Source organism: Mesobacillus boroniphilus JCM 21738, from assembly GCF_000517385.1.
Lineage (GTDB): Bacteria > Bacillota > Bacilli > Bacillales > Cytobacillaceae > Mesobacillus > Mesobacillus boroniphilus.
In genome coordinates this window covers 1-18,289 of the sequence record NZ_BAUW01000077.1, presented here as the reverse complement: position 1 = coordinate 18,289, position 18,289 = coordinate 1, and the positions used below count along the sequence as shown (strand labels likewise).

General features: G+C 42.7%; 15 protein-coding genes and 6 pseudogenes. 13 read left to right on the top strand and 8 right to left on the bottom strand.

Features of this window, described 5'->3' with window-relative positions; translation table 11 throughout:
- The first annotated feature begins 82 nt into the window (after positions 1 to 82).
- The 3 genes and pseudogenes from JCM21738_RS17020 (at position 83) to JCM21738_RS17010 (ending at position 2,324) form a co-directional block, all read left to right on the top strand.
- Positions 83 to 917, top strand: a pseudogene (locus JCM21738_RS17020) (EcsC family protein).
- A gap of 4 nt (positions 918 to 921) precedes the next feature.
- Complete coding sequence (locus tag JCM21738_RS17015; RefSeq protein WP_023626990.1) at positions 922 to 1,434, top strand: MogA/MoaB family molybdenum cofactor biosynthesis protein; 513 nt, start codon at positions 922 to 924, stop codon at positions 1,432 to 1,434.
- A gap of 365 nt (positions 1,435 to 1,799) precedes the next feature.
- Positions 1,800 to 2,324 (top strand): GNAT family N-acetyltransferase, encoded by a 525-nt coding sequence (locus JCM21738_RS17010; RefSeq protein WP_023626991.1) that lies wholly within the window; start codon positions 1,800 to 1,802, stop codon positions 2,322 to 2,324.
- Positions 2,325 to 2,521: 197 nt separating this feature from the next.
- On the opposite strand, the gene JCM21738_RS17000 is transcribed toward JCM21738_RS17010, so the two are convergent.
- On the bottom strand, positions 2,522 to 2,839 hold the full coding sequence (locus JCM21738_RS17000; RefSeq protein WP_023626993.1) for a hypothetical protein: 318 nt from the start codon (positions 2,837 to 2,839) through the stop codon (positions 2,522 to 2,524).
- 208 nt (positions 2,840 to 3,047) lie between these two features.
- Between JCM21738_RS17000 and JCM21738_RS16995 the strand changes: the two genes are divergently transcribed.
- Together JCM21738_RS16995 and argH are read left to right on the top strand one after the other, a co-directional pair.
- Positions 3,048 to 4,253 (top strand): argininosuccinate synthase, encoded by a 1,206-nt coding sequence (locus JCM21738_RS16995; protein WP_023626994.1) that lies wholly within the window; start codon positions 3,048 to 3,050, stop codon positions 4,251 to 4,253.
- Positions 4,250 to 5,619: pseudogene (argH, locus tag JCM21738_RS16990) on the top strand (argininosuccinate lyase). Before JCM21738_RS16995 ends, argH begins: the two are co-directional and overlap by 4 nt.
- A gap of 252 nt (positions 5,620 to 5,871) precedes the next feature.
- Here argH and JCM21738_RS16985 read toward each other — a convergent pair.
- Positions 5,872 to 6,321, bottom strand: a complete 450-nt coding sequence (locus tag JCM21738_RS16985) for a universal stress protein (protein WP_023626996.1) — start codon at positions 6,319 to 6,321, stop codon at positions 5,872 to 5,874.
- A gap of 105 nt (positions 6,322 to 6,426) precedes the next feature.
- Here JCM21738_RS16985 and JCM21738_RS24835 point away from each other — a divergent pair, with 105 nt between their 5' ends.
- The 3 genes and pseudogenes from JCM21738_RS24835 (at position 6,427) to JCM21738_RS16975 (ending at position 9,112) form a co-directional block, all read left to right on the top strand.
- Positions 6,427 to 6,582 (top strand): hypothetical protein, encoded by a 156-nt coding sequence (locus JCM21738_RS24835; protein ID WP_023626997.1) that lies wholly within the window; start codon positions 6,427 to 6,429, stop codon positions 6,580 to 6,582.
- 316 nt (positions 6,583 to 6,898) lie between these two features.
- A pseudogene (gene ald / locus JCM21738_RS16980) lies at positions 6,899 to 8,019 on the top strand (alanine dehydrogenase).
- A gap of 164 nt (positions 8,020 to 8,183) precedes the next feature.
- Positions 8,184 to 9,112 (top strand): annotated as a pseudogene (locus tag JCM21738_RS16975) (manganese-dependent inorganic pyrophosphatase).
- Between the two features lie 53 nt (positions 9,113 to 9,165).
- Here the strand turns inward: JCM21738_RS16975 and JCM21738_RS16970 are convergent.
- The 3 genes from JCM21738_RS16970 to deoC all read right to left on the bottom strand — a co-directional run bounded on the left by JCM21738_RS16970 (position 9,166) and on the right by deoC (position 11,037).
- Positions 9,166 to 9,780 carry an AmiS/UreI family transporter gene (locus JCM21738_RS16970; protein WP_023627000.1) on the bottom strand — a complete coding sequence of 205 codons (615 nt, stop codon included), beginning with the start codon at positions 9,778 to 9,780 and terminating at the stop codon, positions 9,166 to 9,168.
- 121 nt (positions 9,781 to 9,901) lie between these two features.
- Entirely contained in the window at positions 9,902 to 10,324 is a 423-nt protein-coding gene (locus tag JCM21738_RS16965; RefSeq protein ID WP_023627001.1) for a cytidine deaminase, read from the bottom strand.
- A 38-nt stretch (positions 10,325 to 10,362) separates the two neighbouring features.
- A complete protein-coding gene (gene deoC / locus JCM21738_RS16960; protein WP_023627002.1) occupies positions 10,363 to 11,037 on the bottom strand; it encodes a deoxyribose-phosphate aldolase in 675 nt (224 codons plus the stop codon).
- A gap of 407 nt (positions 11,038 to 11,444) precedes the next feature.
- Here deoC and queF point away from each other — a divergent pair, with 407 nt between their 5' ends.
- Positions 11,445 to 11,942 (top strand): preQ(1) synthase, encoded by a 498-nt coding sequence (queF, locus tag JCM21738_RS16955; protein ID WP_023627003.1) that lies wholly within the window; start codon positions 11,445 to 11,447, stop codon positions 11,940 to 11,942.
- Between the two features lie 266 nt (positions 11,943 to 12,208).
- On the opposite strand, the gene JCM21738_RS16950 is transcribed toward queF, so the two are convergent.
- The gene (locus JCM21738_RS16950) at positions 12,209 to 13,306 is read right to left on the bottom strand and encodes a M24 family metallopeptidase (RefSeq protein WP_023627004.1); all 1,098 of its coding nucleotides are present in this window, start codon (positions 13,304 to 13,306) and stop codon (positions 12,209 to 12,211) included.
- Positions 13,307 to 13,470: 164 nt separating this feature from the next.
- Between JCM21738_RS16950 and JCM21738_RS16945 the strand changes: the two are divergent.
- From JCM21738_RS16945 to JCM21738_RS16935, 3 genes and pseudogenes are all read left to right on the top strand, one after another.
- Positions 13,471 to 14,150, top strand: a pseudogene (locus tag JCM21738_RS16945) (metal-dependent hydrolase).
- A gap of 105 nt (positions 14,151 to 14,255) precedes the next feature.
- The gene (locus tag JCM21738_RS16940; RefSeq protein ID WP_023627006.1) at positions 14,256 to 14,504 is read left to right on the top strand and encodes a hypothetical protein; all 249 of its coding nucleotides are present in this window, start codon (positions 14,256 to 14,258) and stop codon (positions 14,502 to 14,504) included.
- 135 nt (positions 14,505 to 14,639) lie between these two features.
- Positions 14,640 to 15,957 (top strand): annotated as a pseudogene (locus JCM21738_RS16935) (DRTGG domain-containing protein).
- Positions 15,958 to 15,999: 42 nt separating this feature from the next.
- Here the strand turns inward: JCM21738_RS16935 and JCM21738_RS16930 are convergent.
- Positions 16,000 to 16,296 carry a YtpI family protein gene (locus JCM21738_RS16930; protein ID WP_023627008.1) on the bottom strand — a complete coding sequence of 99 codons (297 nt, stop codon included), beginning with the start codon at positions 16,294 to 16,296 and terminating at the stop codon, positions 16,000 to 16,002.
- 392 nt (positions 16,297 to 16,688) lie between these two features.
- Between JCM21738_RS16930 and JCM21738_RS16925 the strand changes: the two genes are divergently transcribed.
- Positions 16,689 to 17,624: a DHH family phosphoesterase gene (locus tag JCM21738_RS16925; RefSeq protein WP_023627009.1), complete on the top strand. Its 936-nt coding sequence runs from the start codon at positions 16,689 to 16,691 to the stop codon at positions 17,622 to 17,624.
- 59 nt (positions 17,625 to 17,683) lie between these two features.
- On the opposite strand, the gene JCM21738_RS16920 is transcribed toward JCM21738_RS16925, so the two are convergent.
- Positions 17,684 to 18,007 (bottom strand): hypothetical protein, encoded by a 324-nt coding sequence (locus JCM21738_RS16920; protein WP_023627010.1) that lies wholly within the window; start codon positions 18,005 to 18,007, stop codon positions 17,684 to 17,686.
- Positions 18,008 to 18,289 lie beyond the last annotated feature (282 nt).

Genomic DNA, 18,289 nt, shown 5'->3' with positions numbered 1-18,289 from the left:
GCGCTTGTCGGGGCTGACCAAGGCGCTTCCGCTATTCTTGTGCTATACTGGAAGAAAATTCAGATATGCTGGAGGTTTTTCAATGCCTTTGACTCAACGGGAACAAAAGGTACTGGATGAATTAAGTGCTTGGGAAAACAATCTCTACGATTATGAACCGAATGATTTTGAATTAGCTTATGATCGATATCTTGAACGATCTTTTTCGCTTTTGCCTGAAGAGGTGCAGGAACGCTTTTTCACTTTATTCGACGGATGCTTTTCCATCTTCACTCCCTAATCCAGGGTTCACAGCTGCAGATGGATGCCAAGGAACGGATTCTTTCTGCGGGGAGGGTTTTCCAGCCTGACCTTGAAACCATTCAGGATTTAAGGGAGCTGCCAATTGAACAGCTTGAATTCATTGCCAGGCAGCAAATTGCTCGCCACAGACTCTATTCCTTCGTTCAGGGAGGTATGTCAGGCAGCGGAGGAAATTTTGTGCTAGGGGCAGATATGCCGGCGATGGCAGTCATAAATTTGCGGATTGTCCAGCTGGTTGCAATGACCTATGGATTCGAAGTGAATACACCATTTGAAATGATGGTCGCTTTGAAGGTTTTCCATACTGCGACAATGCCTTCAAGGATGCAGAGTGCTGGCTGGGAAGAGTTGAAAAATGACCTCGAACAGGCAGAGGACTATTATTTCTATGAAGGCAATGATGACCTGACAGACGTGACATGCTTGAACAGCCAATCAAACAGATTTTCAAGGGTATGGCGATCCTGATGTTCCGCAAAAAGCATGTCCAGGGCATGCCGGTGATCAGCATGGCTATCGGTGCGGGAGCAAACTATCAATTGACGAGAAGGGTCACTGATTTTGCGCATAAGTTTTACCAGATGAGATATTTCAAAGAAAAAGGAGCACTTTAGAGTTATGAGTACACAGGAACATAAACAAGCTGCACCAAGCCAGGTGCGCTGCAAAGTCATAACAGTAAGCGATACAAGAACGCCAGATACAGATAAAAGCGGCAAGCTGATGATGGAAATGCTTGAGGCTGCAGGACATAAGATCGTCGATTACGTGATTGTCAAAGATGAAGCTGAACCGATTAAATCTGAAGTGATAAAAGGCTGCAGCAACTCCGAAGTTGATGTGGTGCTAACGAACGGCGGCACAGGGATTGCCAAACGTGACGTCACAATCGAAACAGTCCAAAGCATCTTTGAAAAAGAAATTTCTGGGTTCGGTGAGATCTTTCGAATGCTCAGCTATACTGAAGATATAGGTTCAGCAGCCTTGCTGTCACGAGCAGCAGCCGGAGTCGTGAATGACCGAGCCGTCTTCTCGACACCAGGATCAACAGGTGCTGTTCGCCTGGCAATGGAAAAGCTGATCCTCCCTGAGATTGGACATGTGGTAAGAGAACTGACGAAGGATTTATAATTAATTGTGGATGGAATCTTAACAGATTTCATCTCCAGCGCCTAGCCCCTCGAGTCGCTTCGGTCCGCCCAATGAAGTCAAAGAACGACTTCACTGGTCGGCCCTCCAGCGCTTGTCGGGGCTGAACGAGGCGCTTGCGCTTTTTGTTCTTTTTAAAAAGGAATTAGGGCAACTTGGTTGAATAACTAAATGGAGTTTCCAGAGAAAAGGAAAATGATGTTTTGATCTGTTAGTAGCAGCCTCAACTTCAGACAGGTATGAGTGGTAAACAAGAAAAGCTGTCAGAAGAAGAGCAAAGTTTGGACAGGTTTAAAGTGAACACTAGCAAAGCAGTCAAAATAAAAGCTGAGGGGGAGGCCTGAAATTTGTTCGAGTACAGAGAAATCAGTAGAGATGAAGACTTAGTGAACCAGGTAGCGGTCTTATATCAACAAGTATGGGATCGAGAGGATAGTTCTATTATGGACCGGGTGTTGAGGCATGCAGGCTATGATGGTTATACAGGGTTTGTGGCAATATCAGAGCAGGGGGAAGTGGCTGGTTATGCTTATGGTTACTTTTCTCAAACAGGTCAGTATTATCATGGGTTGCTGTCGAAAGCGTTCAACCCAGAAGAGTATCAAAACTGGTTAGAGGATTGTTTTGAGTTCGTTGAATTGGGGGTGCATCCTTCATTTAGGAATCAAGGGCTGGCAAAACAGCTGGTAATCCATTTGATAGATGGTGTAGAACGCAAGAATGCTGTGCTAACAACGCAATCTAATAATGCTCCTGCCCGCAGCCTATATGAAAGCCTTGAATGGACCGTTATAAAAGATGCCTTTTATCAAAATGGCGATGAAGAATCATATGTCATTATGGGGAAAAAGCTTCAAAAGGAGCATTCATGAGGCTATTAATCACAATTATTTTTATTTTTATTGGCAGTATTCTGGTTGGTTCAACCATTGACCAACTTAGTGCATTCGGGAACGGTGTGTTGAGATTAACAGGGGCTGCTTTGATAATAGGTGCCGTTTATTCTTTTAATAAAAGTAGAAACAAAAATAGCCCGGAGCTTCCGGGCTATTTTTATGCAAATAAAGTATTATCGATGCAATTTCTCTGAAGAAATATCCTGCTGGGTGCGATACCAGAGCCAGAGGTCATTAATAATGGACGCCAGCTCGGAAATTTCACTGTTCAGTTCGCATGAGCGGATGAAGTTGCTTTCATCGGAAAGCTGGGCTTGCTTCAGGTTGATTGTTTTTTCAAGCTCTGCGATCTGGTCAGGAATGCTGCCGCGAATTTTTTCCCAGTGGAGGAGAATTCCGTGTCGTGTATCAAGGTCATATTCTTCCCATTTTTCTTTTAAGTCTGGCAGGGGAATGCCAAGTCGGCTGTTAAAAAGAAAATATTGTTCCATATCTAATGGTGCCCCCATTCCGGTAATCTTGCTTACATTCTACTATACTTTCAAACCTGCTTCCACACTAGTCTGATTCAAGAGCCATTCACGAGAGAAATAAAAAAACATATTTAATCTTGAAATGTGCTCAAAAACCTGTTAACTTAATAAATATGAATAAAAATTTATTAATATGAATAAATATCCGTATAAAGGAGCATGAAAAATGACTAATAACAAAGTGGTGCTTGCCTATTCTGGCGGGCTTGATACATCTGTTGCGATCAAATGGCTGAAGGACCAGGGCTATGCTGTAATAGCTTGCTGCCTTGATGTTGGTGAAGGAAAGGATCTTGAGTTCATGAAACAAAAAGCCTTGAAGGTCGGCGCAATCCAGTCATACGTGCTGGATGTCAAAGAAGAATTCGCCAAAGATTATGCACTTTTCGCCCTACAGGCCCATGCATTATACGAAGGCAAATATCCGCTCGTATCTGCACTATCACGTCCATTGATTTCTAAGAAACTAGTAGAAATAGCCGAAATGGAAGGGGCAACAGCTGTTGCGCACGGCTGCACAGGTAAAGGAAATGACCAGGTGCGTTTTGAGGTATCAATCAAAGCACTGAACCCGGATCTAAAGGTGATTGCTCCGGTCCGTGAGTGGAAATGGTCACGTGAGGAAGAAATTGCTTATGCAGCTAAAAATGGCATTCCGATTCCAATCAATCTGGACAGCCCGTTCTCTATTGACCAGAATCTTTGGGGAAGAAGCAATGAATGTGGCATTCTTGAGGACCCATGGCAGGCGCCTCCTGTTGAGGCTTATGAATTGACAGCTGAGCTTGAAGACGCGCCGGATACACCTGATATCATTGAAATTGAATTTGTTGAGGGTGTTCCAACAGCGATTGATGGCAAAGCCTATCCTCTTTCAGAATTAATCCTTGAGCTGAACGCTGTTGCAGGCAAGCACGGTGTCGGAAGGATTGATCATGTGGAAAACCGTCTTGTTGGCATCAAGTCACGTGAAGTATATGAAGCTCCTGCGGCGATAACGTTGATCAAGGCGCATAAGGAACTTGAGGATATCACGCTTGTAAAAGAGGTAGCTCATTTTAAACCGGTAATTGAGAAAAAAATGACAGAATTGATATATGAAGGTCTATGGTTCTCTCCGCTTCAGGATGCCCTGGCAGCGTTCCTGAAATCAACACAGAAGCATGTAACGGGTACTGTACGAGTCAAGCTTTTCAAAGGGCATGCGATCATTGAAGGCAGAAAATCTCCGTATTCCCTATACAATGAAAAGCTGGCGACCTACACTGCGGATGATGAGTTCGACCACAGTGCTGCTGTTGGATTCATCAATCTGTGGGGACTGCCGACAGTTGTCCACAGCATGGTCCAGGGCAAGAAGGTGATAGTGTGAAGAAATTATGGGGAGGCAGATTCACCGGATCGGCAGAGGAATGGGTCGATGAGTTCGGAGCATCGATTGGCTTTGACCAGGAACTGGCGGACCAGGATATTGAAGGCAGTATCGCCCATGCAACAATGCTCGCAAAGTGCGGAGTCATAACGGAGAGCGAAGCGGAAGTCATTATCCAGGGTTTGATAACCTTAAAACAAAAAGCAGACAAAGGCGAATTGGAATACTCAGCCAAACTCGAGGATATTCATCTGAATATAGAACACCACCTGACTGAATTGATCGGTCCAACCGGCGGCAAGCTCCATACGGCAAGAAGCAGGAATGACCAGGTGGCGACGGATATGCATTTGTACCTTAAAGCGCAGGTATCCGAAATCATCGAGCTGATCACTGAGTTCCAAAAAAATATAGTTCATCAGGCAGAACGGAATATTGAGACGCTGATGCCTGGATATACACATTTGCAAAGAGCACAGCCAATCTCTTTTGCCCATCATCTGATGGCTTACTTTTGGATGCTTGACCGGGATAAACAGCGTTATATGGATAGCATGAAAAGAATCAATCTTTCTCCGCTTGGTGCGGGGGCGCTTGCGGGAACTACTTTTCCAATTGACCGTCATATGACTGCAGAAATTCTGGGGTTTGATGGCATTTACGAAAATAGCCTTGACGCTGTAAGTGACCGTGATTTTATACTTGAGTTTCTGTCAGGCAGCTCTATTTTAATGATGCATCTGTCACGATTGTGTGAGGAAATCATACTGTGGTCAAGCCAGGAGTTCCAGTTTATCGAGCTATCAGATGCCTTTACAACTGGCAGCAGCATCATGCCGCAAAAGAAGAATCCGGATATGGCCGAACTGATTCGCGGTAAAACAGGTCGTGTCTATGGCAGCCTGATGGGACTCCTGACGGTTTTGAAAGGCTTGCCTTTAGCATATAACAAAGATATGCAAGAAGATAAAGAGGGTATGTTTGATACTGTCAAAACAGTGAAGGTTCCCTGAAAATTTTTGCTGGCATGATCAGTACGATGAAAGTTAAAGAGGAGAAAATGGCCAAAACGGTCAAAAATGATTTTTCAAATGCCACGGAGCTGGCTGACTATCTGGCAGCCAAAGGAGTACCTTTCCGTGAGGCGCATGAAATCGTCGGCAAGCTTGTCCTTGAGTGTATCCAAAAAGGATGCTATCTTGCAGACCTGTCATTGGGAGCATACAAATCAATGAACCTGTTGTTTGAAGAAGATATTTATGATGTATTGAATCCGTATAACGCGGTGGAAAGACGGACCAGTGCAGGAGGCACAGGTTATTCACAAGTGAAAATGCAAATCGAAAAAGCAAAAACATCACTATAAATGGCTGTTTTCGTGAAGAGTGTTGTTAAAATCCTAAAACCGATTTTAACGTAATATAAAGCCATTTTGTAGGACGGTATTAAGCTAGCATGCTCTTTTCTCATAACAAGAGTCTACTCAGTGAAGCAGCATAGTACATTCACTTCTATTTCGTATTCAATAGCAACAAAGTTTGAGAAAAGAGTCTTATAAATGGAAAAAGCACGCAGTATCAGTAAAAGATACCGCGTGCTTTTTGTATATTCAGTAAGGTTAATTCTCTTTGTCAGTCCGGACAACCAGGACATCACATGATGCATAGCGTGTGATATGCTCGGAGACACTTCCGATAAAGAAGCGTTCCACTGCGTTCATTCCTGTTGCACCGCAAATAATCAGGTCGGCGTTGTATTTTTTTGCAACATCTTTCGCAATCTTGACCTTTGGTGAGCCATAATCGATGTCATAATCTACGTCTTTGATACCAGCTTCGATTGCCTGCTGTTTGTAGCTTTCCATCAACTCTGTAGCAAATTTTGTTGCACGCTCAGAGATAGTGCGGTCATACGCCTCGACTGTGGCAAAGGTGCGTAAATCGATTATGTGGGTCATGACTAGACTCGCGTCGTTTCTTTTTGCGATCTCAATGGCTTTTTTAAAAGCCCATGCTGCTTGTTTAGAACCATCAACGGCAACTAAAATATTCTTATAATAAAGTGCCATAGTTCTCGCCTCCTTTACCTATATTATACAACAGTTTCCTTGGTATAGCTGTGACAATCCAACGAAAACTATAGATGCAAGCATCAAATAGAAGGAGGATTTCATATGGATAAAAAGGAACAGCGAGGACGGTCATTTTATGATTACGATGACCAGGGTGTCATGCAGGTAAGCCAGCAAATCATGGATTCATACAACAGCGGGGTAGTCCCGCAGGAACAGATGAAAGCAGCAGTAGAAAATAACGAAGACCACAGGTAGAAGCTGTTTCGTATGAGTACTTTCAATCGAATATTCTCTTAGAATTGAACACAAAATGAATGAGTAGCTTGCTGAGAATCACTGCTCTCAGCAAGCCTTTTAAGTGACTTTCTCCAAAATTAAAAATATACAGAATAGTATATTTTAGGGGGTTTTGTAAGAATTGTTTTGCCAAACGCTTTTTTTTCTACTAAAATGAAAGTGTTTTCATCAAGCCTGCTTAACCATTTTTTCCTATTTCACAAGTTAAAAAAATGATATAGTGGTGTCAGGGTTGAAATGGTAGGGCAATTATTATTATAGGAGGTATGCAATAATGCGTATCGGTGTACCTAAAGAGATAAAAAATAATGAAAATCGTGTGGCTATGACGCCTGCAGGTGTAGTTAACCTTGTAAATTTCGGGCACGAAGTTTTTATTGAGACTGGAGCTGGAATTGGCTCAAGTTTTACAGATGAGGACTATAAAGCTGCTGGTGCTCTAGTCGTTGGAAGTGCAGAAGAAGCATGGGCACAGGATATGGTCATGAAGGTTAAAGAACCTCTGGCTGAAGAATACGGTTATTTCCGTGAAGGCTTGATTTTATTTACATATTTGCACCTTGCTCCAGAACCAGAACTGACAAAAGCTTTGATCGAGAACAAGGTTGTCGGCATCGCTTACGAAACTGTACAATTGGCTAACGGCTCTCTTCCATTGCTTACACCTATGAGTGAGGTAGCTGGCCGTATGTCAACACAAATCGGTGCGCAATTCCTTGAAAAGGTACACGGCGGCAAAGGAATCCTGCTTGGAGGCGTTCCAGGTGTACAAAGAGGGAAAGTAACAATCATCGGTGGCGGCGTTGCAGGGACAAATGCAGCGAAGATGGCTGTCGGCTTGGTGCTCAGGTTACAATGATCGACCTGAACCCGGACCGTCTTCGTCAGCTCGATGATATTTTCGGATCTGACATAACGACCTTAATGTCCAATCCTATGAACATTGCTGAGGCTGTCAAAGATTCTGACCTTGTAATCGGAGCAGTATTGATTCCAGGGGCGAAGGCTCCTAAGCTTGTATCGGAAGAATTAATCCAGTCGATGAACCCAGGATCAGTAGTTGTCGATATCGCAATCGACCAGGGCGGAATTTTCGAAACAACTGACAGAATCACAACTCATGACAATCCTACCTATGAAAAGCATGGTGTCGTACACTACGCAGTTGCAAACATGCCGGGTGCAGTACCAAGAACATCAACCATCGCGCTGACGAATGTGACAGTGCCTTACGCTGTCCAAATCGCGAACAAAGGCTACAAGCAGGCTTGCCTGGACAATGAAGCATTGCTGAAGGGTATCAACACACTTAACGGATACGTAACATACCAGGCAGTAGCTGAAGCGCACAACCTTGTATACTCAGAAACAAAAACTTTATTGGAGCAAATCTAATTCATCAAGATCCGGAGCCAGCAATTCCGGATCTTTTTATTTGAAGAAATAGCTATTTTAGACAAAGCTGTTTAAAATCTTTTAATTTTAGCGTATATTATTTATGGGATATACGGGTTCTCTAGCAGAACGACCGTGATAATTTGTTATTGAGGAGTGTCATTATGGAAAAAGTACTTGTTTTTGGACATAAAAATCCTGATACGGATACAATCTGCTCTGCCATTGCCTATGCAAACTTAAAACAAAAGCTTGGTGTCGATGCGGAAGCAGTACGTTTGGGCCAGGTTAATGGGGAAACTCAATATGCACTTGATTACTTCAAGCTGAAGCGCCACGACTTGCTGGAAGGGTTTCTGAAGAAGTGCATCAGGTTATTTTGGTTGACCACAACGAGCGCCAGCAGAGCGCTGAAGATATCGCTGATGTCCAAATCGTGGAAGTCATCGACCACCACCGTGTGGCTAATTTTGAGACAAGCGACCCATTATACTTCCGCGTTGAGCCAGTAGGCTGCACAGCGACAATCTTGAATAAGATGTACAAGGAAAACAATGTTGAAATCGATAAGAACATTGCTGGATTGATGCTGTCTGCCATCATTTCCGATTCCTTGCTGTTCAAATCTCCAACTTGCACAGACCAGGACGTGGCAGCAGCACGTGAATTGGCTGAAATCGCAGGTGTTGATGCAGAGGAATACGGCCTTGATATGCTAAAAGCCGGTGCAGACCTTAGCAGCAAAACAATCGAAGAGCTTATTTCCCTAGACGCCAAGGAATTCCAAATGGGAGATTCCAAGATTGAAATCGCACAGGTAAACACTGTGGACGTCAATGATGTTCTATTGCGCAAAGTCGAGCTTGAAGAGGCACTGATCAATAAAGTGACTGAAAAGAAACTTGGCTTATTCTTGCTGGTCATCACTGATATTTTGACAAATGACTCTGCTGCGCTTGCGATTGGCGAAAAAGCTGCAGCTGTTGAAGAAGCATTCAATGTAACACTTGAACACAACACTGCGACTTTAAAAGGTGTAGTATCACGCAAAAAGCAGGTCGTTCCTGTACTGACGAATGTACTTGCGAAGTAAATTCTATTAAAAAAACGTCCTGGCCAATTTAATTTGGCAGGACGTTTTTTATGTTAAGCAAATTTCTCTGTTCTGGCAGAAGCTTTTTTAAGCTTTAATGTTATATAAGCAAAATAGACGAAAGCGGCAATTGAGAAGTAGGTCCAGGCGTTGGCAACCTGATCTGTATTCCATAAGCCTGTCAAGGACAATAATGCCGGCAAGGTCAATGTCAGCCATGATTGGACCATCGCCACCTTGCCTATATAGACGTCGATTTTCTTGTTCATAGCCATTGAAAGGAAGAACAGGAACCATAGATAGGCCCACATAAGCCATGTCAAAGCGCTTATGATGTCTTCAAAATGAACATATTCTACTGCTGCATAAATGACTGCAAGGACAGCAACCCAGAGGGAATACCAGCCAAGCCCGCTGCCATCAAGGTCTTTCCACAATGTCAAACCGACATATAAATAGGTAAAACCAAAAAGAAAGATGCTTGCCAGGCTATAGACGGTCCAGTTGTTCTGGTCAGATACAGCAATCAAGTAAAACGGAACAATCACTTGCAGTGCACCGATGAATAAGTTGAATACTGCCACACTTTTCGCATTTGCCTTTCCCAGAAGCATCAAGCTGTTTAGGAAGAGTGTTGCGCCTGATAATAATAAACCTGCGTCTCCCATGATGTATGCCGTCCCAATTGACGGGTCGGCTCTTTCCTCCTTTTACTAGCAAATAAGAAAGAGCAACTCTTTTATCCATTAGGATAGAGGAGTTGCCCCTTGTTAACTTAAAATTAACAATCTAAACCATTTTCTTGGACATGTCTACTTTATCCATATCCTTTGATGTGAAATAACCAGGAAGGATTTCATCGATTGTTGTTTCCTTCACATCGCCATTCAGATTGGCAAGGTAAATTTTTGTATCGTCAGTTGCGAACTCTGCAATGACCTGCCGGCATGCACCGCAAGGAGAAACGGGACCTTCAGTGTCTGCGACTACTGCAATAGCCTTAATCTCGGTATCGCCTTCAGATACAGCCTTGAAAATAGCCGTTCTTTCAGCACAGTTAGTCAGACCATAAGAAGCGTTTTCGATATTGCAGCCAAGATAAACTTGGTCTTTGCTAGTGATGATTGCGGCGCCGACCTGAAATTTAGAATATGGAACGTATGCTGTGCTTCTTGCTTCAATTGCTTTTTCAACAAGCGTTTTTTTATCCATCGTCCAGTCCCCATTCCCAATTGAATATTTGTTAATGCTTAGTAAGAAGATTCAGAGGTCAGGCCGTTGACGATTGCTACACCAGAGCTTGCACCAATTCTTGTTGCTCCTGCTTCGATCATGTTTTGTGCATCCTCAAGGCTTCTTACACCGCCGGAAGCTTTAACGCCAATATCAGGACCGACAGTTTTTCTCATTAGGGCGATATCTTCCACAGTCGCTCCGCCTGTTGAGAAACCAGTTGAAGTCTTGACGAAATCTGCTCCTGCTTTAACAGAAAGCTTGCATGCCATTTCTTTTTCTTCGTCAGTAAGAAGGCAAGTTTCAATGATGACCTTAGTCAATGCTTTGCCTTTTGCAGCGTCAACTACCGCTTTGATATCTTTTTCAACCAAATCGTATTGCTTGTCTTTCAAAGCGCCGATATTGATGACCATGTCGACTTCCGTTGCGCCATTTTCAATAGCATTCTTTGTTTCGAATGCTTTTGTTTCTGAAGTTGTAGCTCCTAGAGGGAAGCCGATTACTGTACATACTTCTACTCCTTCAGCATCCTTAAGAACTTCAGCAGCTTTCTTAACCCATGTTGGGTTAACGCAAACAGAAGCAAATTTATATTCTTTTGCTTCCTCAGCCAGCTTTACAATCTCAGCTTCGGTTGCATTTGCTTTAAGTAATGTGTGATCGATCATTCCTGCTAAATCTTTAGACATTGGATCAAACCCTTTCTGTATAAAAAATATGTTGAAACGCTTTCATTAAGAAGAAAAATATATAACCCAAATATATTATGTGTTACTTACATGAATAATATATCAGGTAGGTGAACATATGTAAATAACATCATGAACAAATGTAAAAATAAAATATGGAAATACATGTATTTGTCATATTTCTTATCAAAAATTTCTTTTGACTTTGAAATGTTATTTCATTATAGTTGCTATATAAAAATGAATAAATCATCCTGCATACGCGGGAGAGGTTCATAGCGGACACCCTCTATAAAAAACTATGGCTTTGATTAATTCAACCATATCCCAGAGGATATGGTTTTTTATTTGATAAGCAGGGTTCCTGGCCTCAAATAACGTTTGCAGATATATAGGAGGCTTTTAAAATGGCTGGAAGAAATGAAGAGGAATTGAAAGATATAACATTGCTTGGCAATCAGGGAACGAAATACTTATTTGAATACAGTCCTGAAATCCTTGAAACTTTTGAAAATAAGCACCCGTACCGGGACTACTTCGTAAAATTCAACACACCGGAATTCACGAGTCTTTGCCCGATCACAGGACAGCCTGACTTTGCGTCCATTTATATCAGCTACATTCCTGACAAGCTGATGGTCGAAAGCAAATCGCTGAAGCTTTATCTTTTCAGCTTCAGGAACCATGGTGATTTCCATGAAGATTGCATGAACATCATCATGAACGACCTGATCAAACTGATGGATCCTAGGTATATTGAGGTTTGGGGCAAATTTACGCCAAGAGGCGGTATCTCGATCGATCCTTACACCAACTACGGCAAGCCTGGTACCAAGTACGAAGAAATGGCTGATTACAGGATGATGAACCATGATATGTATCCGGAAAAAGTGGATAATCGCTAAATCTGAAAAGAGCAGACACTGTGCTGCTCTTTTTTTACTGGAAAAAAACGAGGATATCTTCCATTTCGCTATAAATAGTCGAAACTCGCTATAAAAAATAAAAAGTCGCTATAAAAAAGTGAAAGTCGCTATAAAGAGTATAAACTCGCTATATAAAAATAAAACTCGCTATAAAAAATTTGAAACATTATTTGCCCTATGGAAATTAGCCTTTTCACCAAAACAAACCGCCTGGATCCGGGATCCCAAGCGGTTTTGGGTTTATTTTACGATACAAATACCAATTCTTTAGGGAATTTCGTTAAAATTTCGATTCCGTCCTCTGTAATGACGACGTCGTCTTCAATTCTTACGCCGGCTACGCCTGGTACATAAATTCCCGGCTCAGCAGTGAACACCATTCCTTTTTCCATTAATAATGGATTCGTGCTGGTCAAAGATGGGTATTCGTGGACGCTGACTCCCAGTCCGTGCCCAAGGCGGTGAGGGAAGTAGTCGCCGTATCCAGCTTCTTCAATCACACGGCGTGCAGCGAGATCGACCTCCGAGCATGCCACACCAGCTCGTGCAGTATCCAGGGCTTTCAGCTGTGCTTTTAAAACGGTGTTGTAAATTTCCTCCTGCTGCTTATTGATCTCTCCGTAAGCTACGGTTCTTGTGATATCAGAGCAGTAGCCATCCATCACAACGCCCAGGTCGAACAAGACGAGGTCACCTTTCCTGATCCTTGTCAGCCCAGGTGTGCCATGTGGAGCTGCTGCATTTTTACCAGTAAGGACCATCGTTGAAAACGACATCTCTGTTACGCCTTTTTTCTTCAGTTCATATTCAATCGCTGCAAGTATGTCAAGCTCGGTTTTGCCATCCTGGATTTCACTTACCCCTGTTTGGATGGCAAAATCAGCTAACTCACACGCTACTCTCAATTTTTGCAACTCATCTTCGGTTTTTACCATGCGCATGTGGCGCAGCTTTTCTTCCGCCGAAACAAATTCAGAGCCACCAAAAAGACCGGTCATTTTTTCATAGCGTTCAACATTCAGTTGTTCCTTCTCAATCGCAGTTTTCTTAATGGAAGATACGCGCTTTTTAATAGCATTGTAGGCGAGTTCCATTGAATCATCTGTATCACTGTAGCCGATGATTTCAAGTTCCCAGCCTGCGTTCTTTGCATTTTCCTTATCCATTGCCGGACAAATCATGAATGGCTCAGCATCCTGGAAAACAGCGACTGCCAGTAGTCTTTCGTGAGGATCGCTTAAAAATCCGCTCAGGTAAAATACATTGTCAGGGGATGTAACAAAAGTGACATCGACGCCATTGCTCTTCATCCAACCTGATAATGCAGCCAATCTTTCAGTCATAGAAATTCCTCCTCTGATATGTACATCACACTATGAGAGTAGCAATTCGAGGTTGAAAAGTAAAACTTTTATCGATCAGATTCTGTGGGTATACAAAAAAATGAAGCAGGAGATAGGGAAGTAACGTTGAAATATGTAATTGATGATTGAAAGGAGCGATAATTATGAAAGTATCTTATCACGGCCATTCTGTTGTTAAAATTGAAACAAAAGGGAAGACCATCCTGATTGATCCATTCATCACCGGCAATGACCTTACTGATTTGAAGGTGGAGGATGTGAAGCCGGATGTCATCATCTGACGCATGCGCACGGAGACCATCTGGGGGATACGGTGGAACTGGCGAAAAAACATGATGCCCTTGTAATTGCCAACTTCGAAGTTGCTACATATTTAAGCTGGAAAGGCTTGAACACTCATGGCATGTCCATTGGCGGTGCATATGAATTTGATTTTGGAAAAGTGAAAATGATCCAGGCATTCCATGGAACAGGCATGATGACTGAAAACAATGAAATCATTTATGGCGGCATGCCTGCGGGGATTTTATTCATGGCTGAAGGGAAGACCGTGTACCATGCAGGTGATACAGGCTTGTTCTCTGACATGAAGCTAATTGGCGAAAGACATCCGATTGATCTGGCATTCCTGCCGATTGGCGATAATTTTACGATGGGACCGGAGGATGCAGCATTGGCAGCCGAATTCCTCAATGCAAAGGAAGTCGTACCGATCCACTTCAATACATTCCCGCCAATCAAGCAGAATCCACATGCTTTTGTAAAAATGCTTAAGAAAAACAAAGGCACCGTTCTCGAAGCAGGGGAGTCAATTGAATTATAGTAATCACGAGCTGCACAAAAAGTTGTGCAGCTTTTTCTATTTAACATGCTTTTTTCAACTATGGAAGCATAGATATAAAATAAGACAACCTATAGGAGGGGGAAAATGAAGAAAAACCGTTACTTGCTATACTTGCTGTTATGCGGCGTGATGCTTTACATAGCGATGCCTGAGCTTAACTTCCAGGTCGGAGGCAAAGAAGCACTGTTCGCCGGTTCATGGCTATTTCTGGCTTTGCTTGTCTTTGCAGGAAATCTGGCAGCCTTTTTATACATTCCAAAAAAGCGTGCCCGGACAGCCAGCAAAAAAATGGAAGCTAACCTGAAAAGAAAATCACGCGTCTATACTGGCTGAGCTATTCAGCCAGTTTTTCTTTTTGCGATAAAAAACTCACAAACCCTAATTGAATTGAATCCAACCCTTTAAAACCTTATAATAATAATGGATAGAACTACTATGTACGGAAAAACATTAAAAAGGGTGAAAGTCTTGGCAACTAAGCATGAACAAATACTTCAATATATAGATGAATTGCCAATAGGAGAAAAGATATCGGTACGCCTAATCGCCAAGGCGCTTAACGTAAGCGAAGGAACTGCATACAGAGCAATTAAGGATGCTGAAAATAAAGGATACGTGAGCACCATTGAACGTGTCGGGACCATCAGGATTGAACGGAAAAAGAAAGAGAATATTGAAAAGCTTACTTTTGCTGAAGTTGTTAATATCGTCGATGGACAAGTACTGGGGGGCCGCGCCGGCTTCATAAAACATTGAATAAATTCGTCATCGGTGCAATGAAGCTTGAAGCGATGATGCGTTATACAGGAGCTGGCAACCTGCTAATTGTCGGGAACCGTGACAAAGCGCATGAGCAAGCGCTAAGGGCAGGGGCTGCTGTTTTAGTGACCGGTGGCTTCGATGCCGAAGACCATGTGAAAAAGCTTGCAGATGAGCTACAGCTGCCAATCATTTCAAGCAGTTATGATACTTTTACAGTCGCGACAATGATCAACCGTGCGATTTACGACCAATTGATCAAAAAGGAAATTATCCTTGTCGAGGATATCCTGAGACAGTTTCTGAAACCATCTTTCTCAAAGCGGATGATAGAGTATCTGATTGGTACCGTCATAAGGATGAAACAATGCACAGCCGCTTCCCGGTAGTGGACCAGAATATGAAAGTAATCGGAATGATCACATCGAAGGACGTTATGGGTCATGAACAGGATGTTTTGATTGAGAAAATCATGACAAAGAATCCGATGACAGTAAGCGGATCGACGAGTGTCGCTTCATCTGCCCACATGATGGTATGGGAAGGCATTGAAGTACTGCCGGTTGTGAATGATGCCAACAGGCTTCAAGGCATTGTCAGCAGGCAGGATGTACTGAAGGCCCTGCAAATGATCCAGCGCCAGCCGCAGGTAGGGGAGACTCTGGATGATACGGTTACAAACCAGCTAGTTCTCGCAAAAGGGAAAACAAAGGATGAAGACATTTTCCGCTGCCAGGTGACTCCGCAGATGACGAACCACCTTGGAACGATTTCATATGGCGTGTTTACGACAATCGTCACAGAAGCCGCGAACCGTGTGCTGCGGGGATATAAAAAAGGCGATTTGGTTGTCGAAAATATGACGATCTATTTTATAAAACCTGTGCAGATTGACAGTGTCATAGAAATTTATCCAAAGGTTCTCGAGGTCGGAAGGAAGTTCGGTAAGGTCGATATCGAAGCCTTTAATGACGGTGTTCTCGTCGGGAAAGCGATGATGATGTGCCAGCTCATTGACAGGCATTAAAATTAACAAAGCCGATCCTTAACCGGATCGGCTTTGTTTTGATTAGTTTTCCTGTGCTTCCTTGGCAGCATGCGGAAGGTAGAATTTATATGCTTTAATTCCTCCCCAGACGCTCAGTGAACCAATGACAATGAATATAACACCTACGATATATGTGACAGTAGACTGGAAAAGAAACAGTTGATTGATACCAAATAGTGCGACGAACAATCCCAGGGCGATGCTGGACTTGGCCGAAAGCCATTTTCGCTCAGCAGGCCGTTTGCTGCGAACATATTTGATTTTGTAAAAGATATAAAAAACGAATGAAAGAACGATTAGTAGTACAAAAATAGGCATTTCATTTCCTCCACATTCAGAATCACTCCTATTTTACCGTTAATTTAAACAGAATGCCATACAGTTTGCGTTACATTGGCCAAATGCATAGATTGAAATGCTATGTGGGGTGGTTTTTATGGAGTAACGGCGAAAAAATAGATTTATTTTCAAAGATAATAATTTTTAATCGCAAAAAAAAGATTTATTCGGAAAAAAATATATTTAATCGTAAAAAATTGATTTATTCGCAAAACTATAGATTTTATTCGCAAAATCCACCCTTTTATTCGCAAACTGGAAAAAAACGCGTTTTTTTCCAGCTAAATAATCCCCGCAAAATGTCTTCCTGCTTTTCTTTTCCAAAAAATATGTTCATAATTAAGATATGAAAAAGGTGAAGGAGCATTTTAATGAAAGAGCAAATACTTGAAGCTATCGAAAATTATGAAACGATCATTATCCATCGCCATGTGAGACCCGATCCTGATGCTTATGGTTCACAGGGAGGGCTGGCTGAAATCCTGAAGGCATCTTATCCTGAAAAGAATATTTACACTGTAGGGGCAGAGGAGCCATCGCTTCATTACCTGAGAAGGCTTGATGCTATCTCTGACGATACTTTTAGTGGTGCATTGGTCATTGTATGTGACACAGCGAATGCTGAGCGGATATGTGACGAGCGTTATCGTTTAGGGGAGCAGCTCGTAAAGATTGATCATCATCCAAATGAAGATCCGTATGGAGACCTGCAATGGGTGGAAACTTCTGCAAGTTCTACGAGTGAGATGATCTATGATTTTTACCTTACTTTCAGGGATAAGGGCCTGAAGATGTCTGACGATGCAGCAAGGTTGCTGTACTCCGGCATTGTTGGAGACACTGGCCGATTTCTGTATCCAAGCACGACCAATAAAACTTTTGCCTACGCGGGAGAATTGATTCACTATAGCTTCTCGCGCACAGAGCTTTATGACAAAATGTATGAACTGGCACCGAATGTCGTGAAGTTGAACGGGTACATCCTTCAGAACTTTGAGATGCTGGAAAATGGGGCGGCGAAGGTCGTGTTGAAGAGGGAACTGCTTGAGCAGTATTCAGTCAAGCCATCTGAAGCATCCTTGCTTGTGAGTGAATTGGGGAATGTCAGGGGGATTAAGGCCTGGGTGTTCTTAATAGAAGAAGAAGATCAAATCAGGGTACGCCTTCGTTCCAAAGGGCCTGTAATCAACACGATCGCCAGAAAGTACAATGGCGGCGGGCATCCACTGGCTGCAGGTGCTTCCATTTATTCATGGGACGATGTCGATAAAGTGCTGGCTGACCTCATTCAAGCCTGCAAGGAATAACACCTCTCAATACAAAGCAAGGTGCGTTTCAATACTGAAACGCACCTTGCTGTTATCTTTTATCTATTATTAAAATAAACATTTAATGCACCTGCGATTTCAGCATTCGAACCATCTGTCTTGATCTTGTAGTGATCACCATCAAGTGATGCTGTAAAATCACTGATTCCTTGCTGTCTTAAGAAGTCATCAATGTCAGAAAGGTTCTCACCTTGATCTTTAAGGCTTTTTTGACCAACAAAATCATCATTCACAAATACATCATACTTGTCCTCATTTAATTTCACCTGGTTTTCCTGGTCACGGTTATTCATGCCGTATGCAGGGAATAAACCTCCGCCAACACCACTGCCGCTATTGCCTGCTCCGTTGTTAAAACTCATTTGAATCCCTCCAGTCTATATCTTCATCTTCGAATTTCTTTTTATATTTCCCGGTTTTATCAGACGTGACACAAACTGATAACAACTGGAGGGAATTACCTTTATTTTCGGGCAAGATATAGTCTGCTCTTTAGGAAGAAGATATCCGGAATCGTGACAGCTTTCACAGAATGCCACCGAAGCTGTCAAAATAAGGCCAAAATCGAGACAGCTTTCATGCACAACGCTCTATAGCTGTCAAAATAAAGCTGGAATCGTGACAGGTTTTGTGCGGCAAGCTTC

Excerpts from the sequence above, each read along its gene's own strand:
- JCM21738_RS17015 (WP_023626990.1), top strand. The coding sequence starts at position 922 with ATGAGTACACAGGAACATAAACAAGCTGCACCAAGCCAGGTGCGCTGC.
- JCM21738_RS17000 (WP_023626993.1), bottom strand. The coding sequence starts at position 2,839 with ATGGAACAATATTTTCTTTTTAACAGCCGACTTGGCATTCCCCTGCCA.
- JCM21738_RS16995 (WP_023626994.1), top strand. The coding sequence starts at position 3,048 with ATGACTAATAACAAAGTGGTGCTTGCCTATTCTGGCGGGCTTGATACA.
- JCM21738_RS16985 (WP_023626996.1), bottom strand. The coding sequence starts at position 6,321 with ATGGCACTTTATTATAAGAATATTTTAGTTGCCGTTGATGGTTCTAAA.
- JCM21738_RS24835 (WP_023626997.1), top strand. The coding sequence starts at position 6,427 with ATGGATAAAAAGGAACAGCGAGGACGGTCATTTTATGATTACGATGAC.
- JCM21738_RS16970 (WP_023627000.1), bottom strand. The coding sequence starts at position 9,780 with ATGGGAGACGCAGGTTTATTATTATCAGGCGCAACACTCTTCCTAAAC.
- JCM21738_RS16965 (WP_023627001.1), bottom strand. The coding sequence starts at position 10,324 with ATGGATAAAAAAACGCTTGTTGAAAAAGCAATTGAAGCAAGAAGCACA.
- deoC (WP_023627002.1), bottom strand. The coding sequence starts at position 11,037 with ATGTCTAAAGATTTAGCAGGAATGATCGATCACACATTACTTAAAGCA.
- queF (WP_023627003.1), top strand. The coding sequence starts at position 11,445 with ATGGCTGGAAGAAATGAAGAGGAATTGAAAGATATAACATTGCTTGGC.
- JCM21738_RS16950 (WP_023627004.1), bottom strand. The coding sequence starts at position 13,306 with ATGACTGAAAGATTGGCTGCATTATCAGGTTGGATGAAGAGCAATGGC.
- JCM21738_RS16940 (WP_023627006.1), top strand. The coding sequence starts at position 14,256 with ATGAAGAAAAACCGTTACTTGCTATACTTGCTGTTATGCGGCGTGATG.
- JCM21738_RS16930 (WP_023627008.1), bottom strand. The coding sequence starts at position 16,296 with ATGCCTATTTTTGTACTACTAATCGTTCTTTCATTCGTTTTTTATATC.
- JCM21738_RS16925 (WP_023627009.1), top strand. The coding sequence starts at position 16,689 with ATGAAAGAGCAAATACTTGAAGCTATCGAAAATTATGAAACGATCATT.
- JCM21738_RS16920 (WP_023627010.1), bottom strand. The coding sequence starts at position 18,007 with ATGAGTTTTAACAACGGAGCAGGCAATAGCGGCAGTGGTGTTGGCGGA.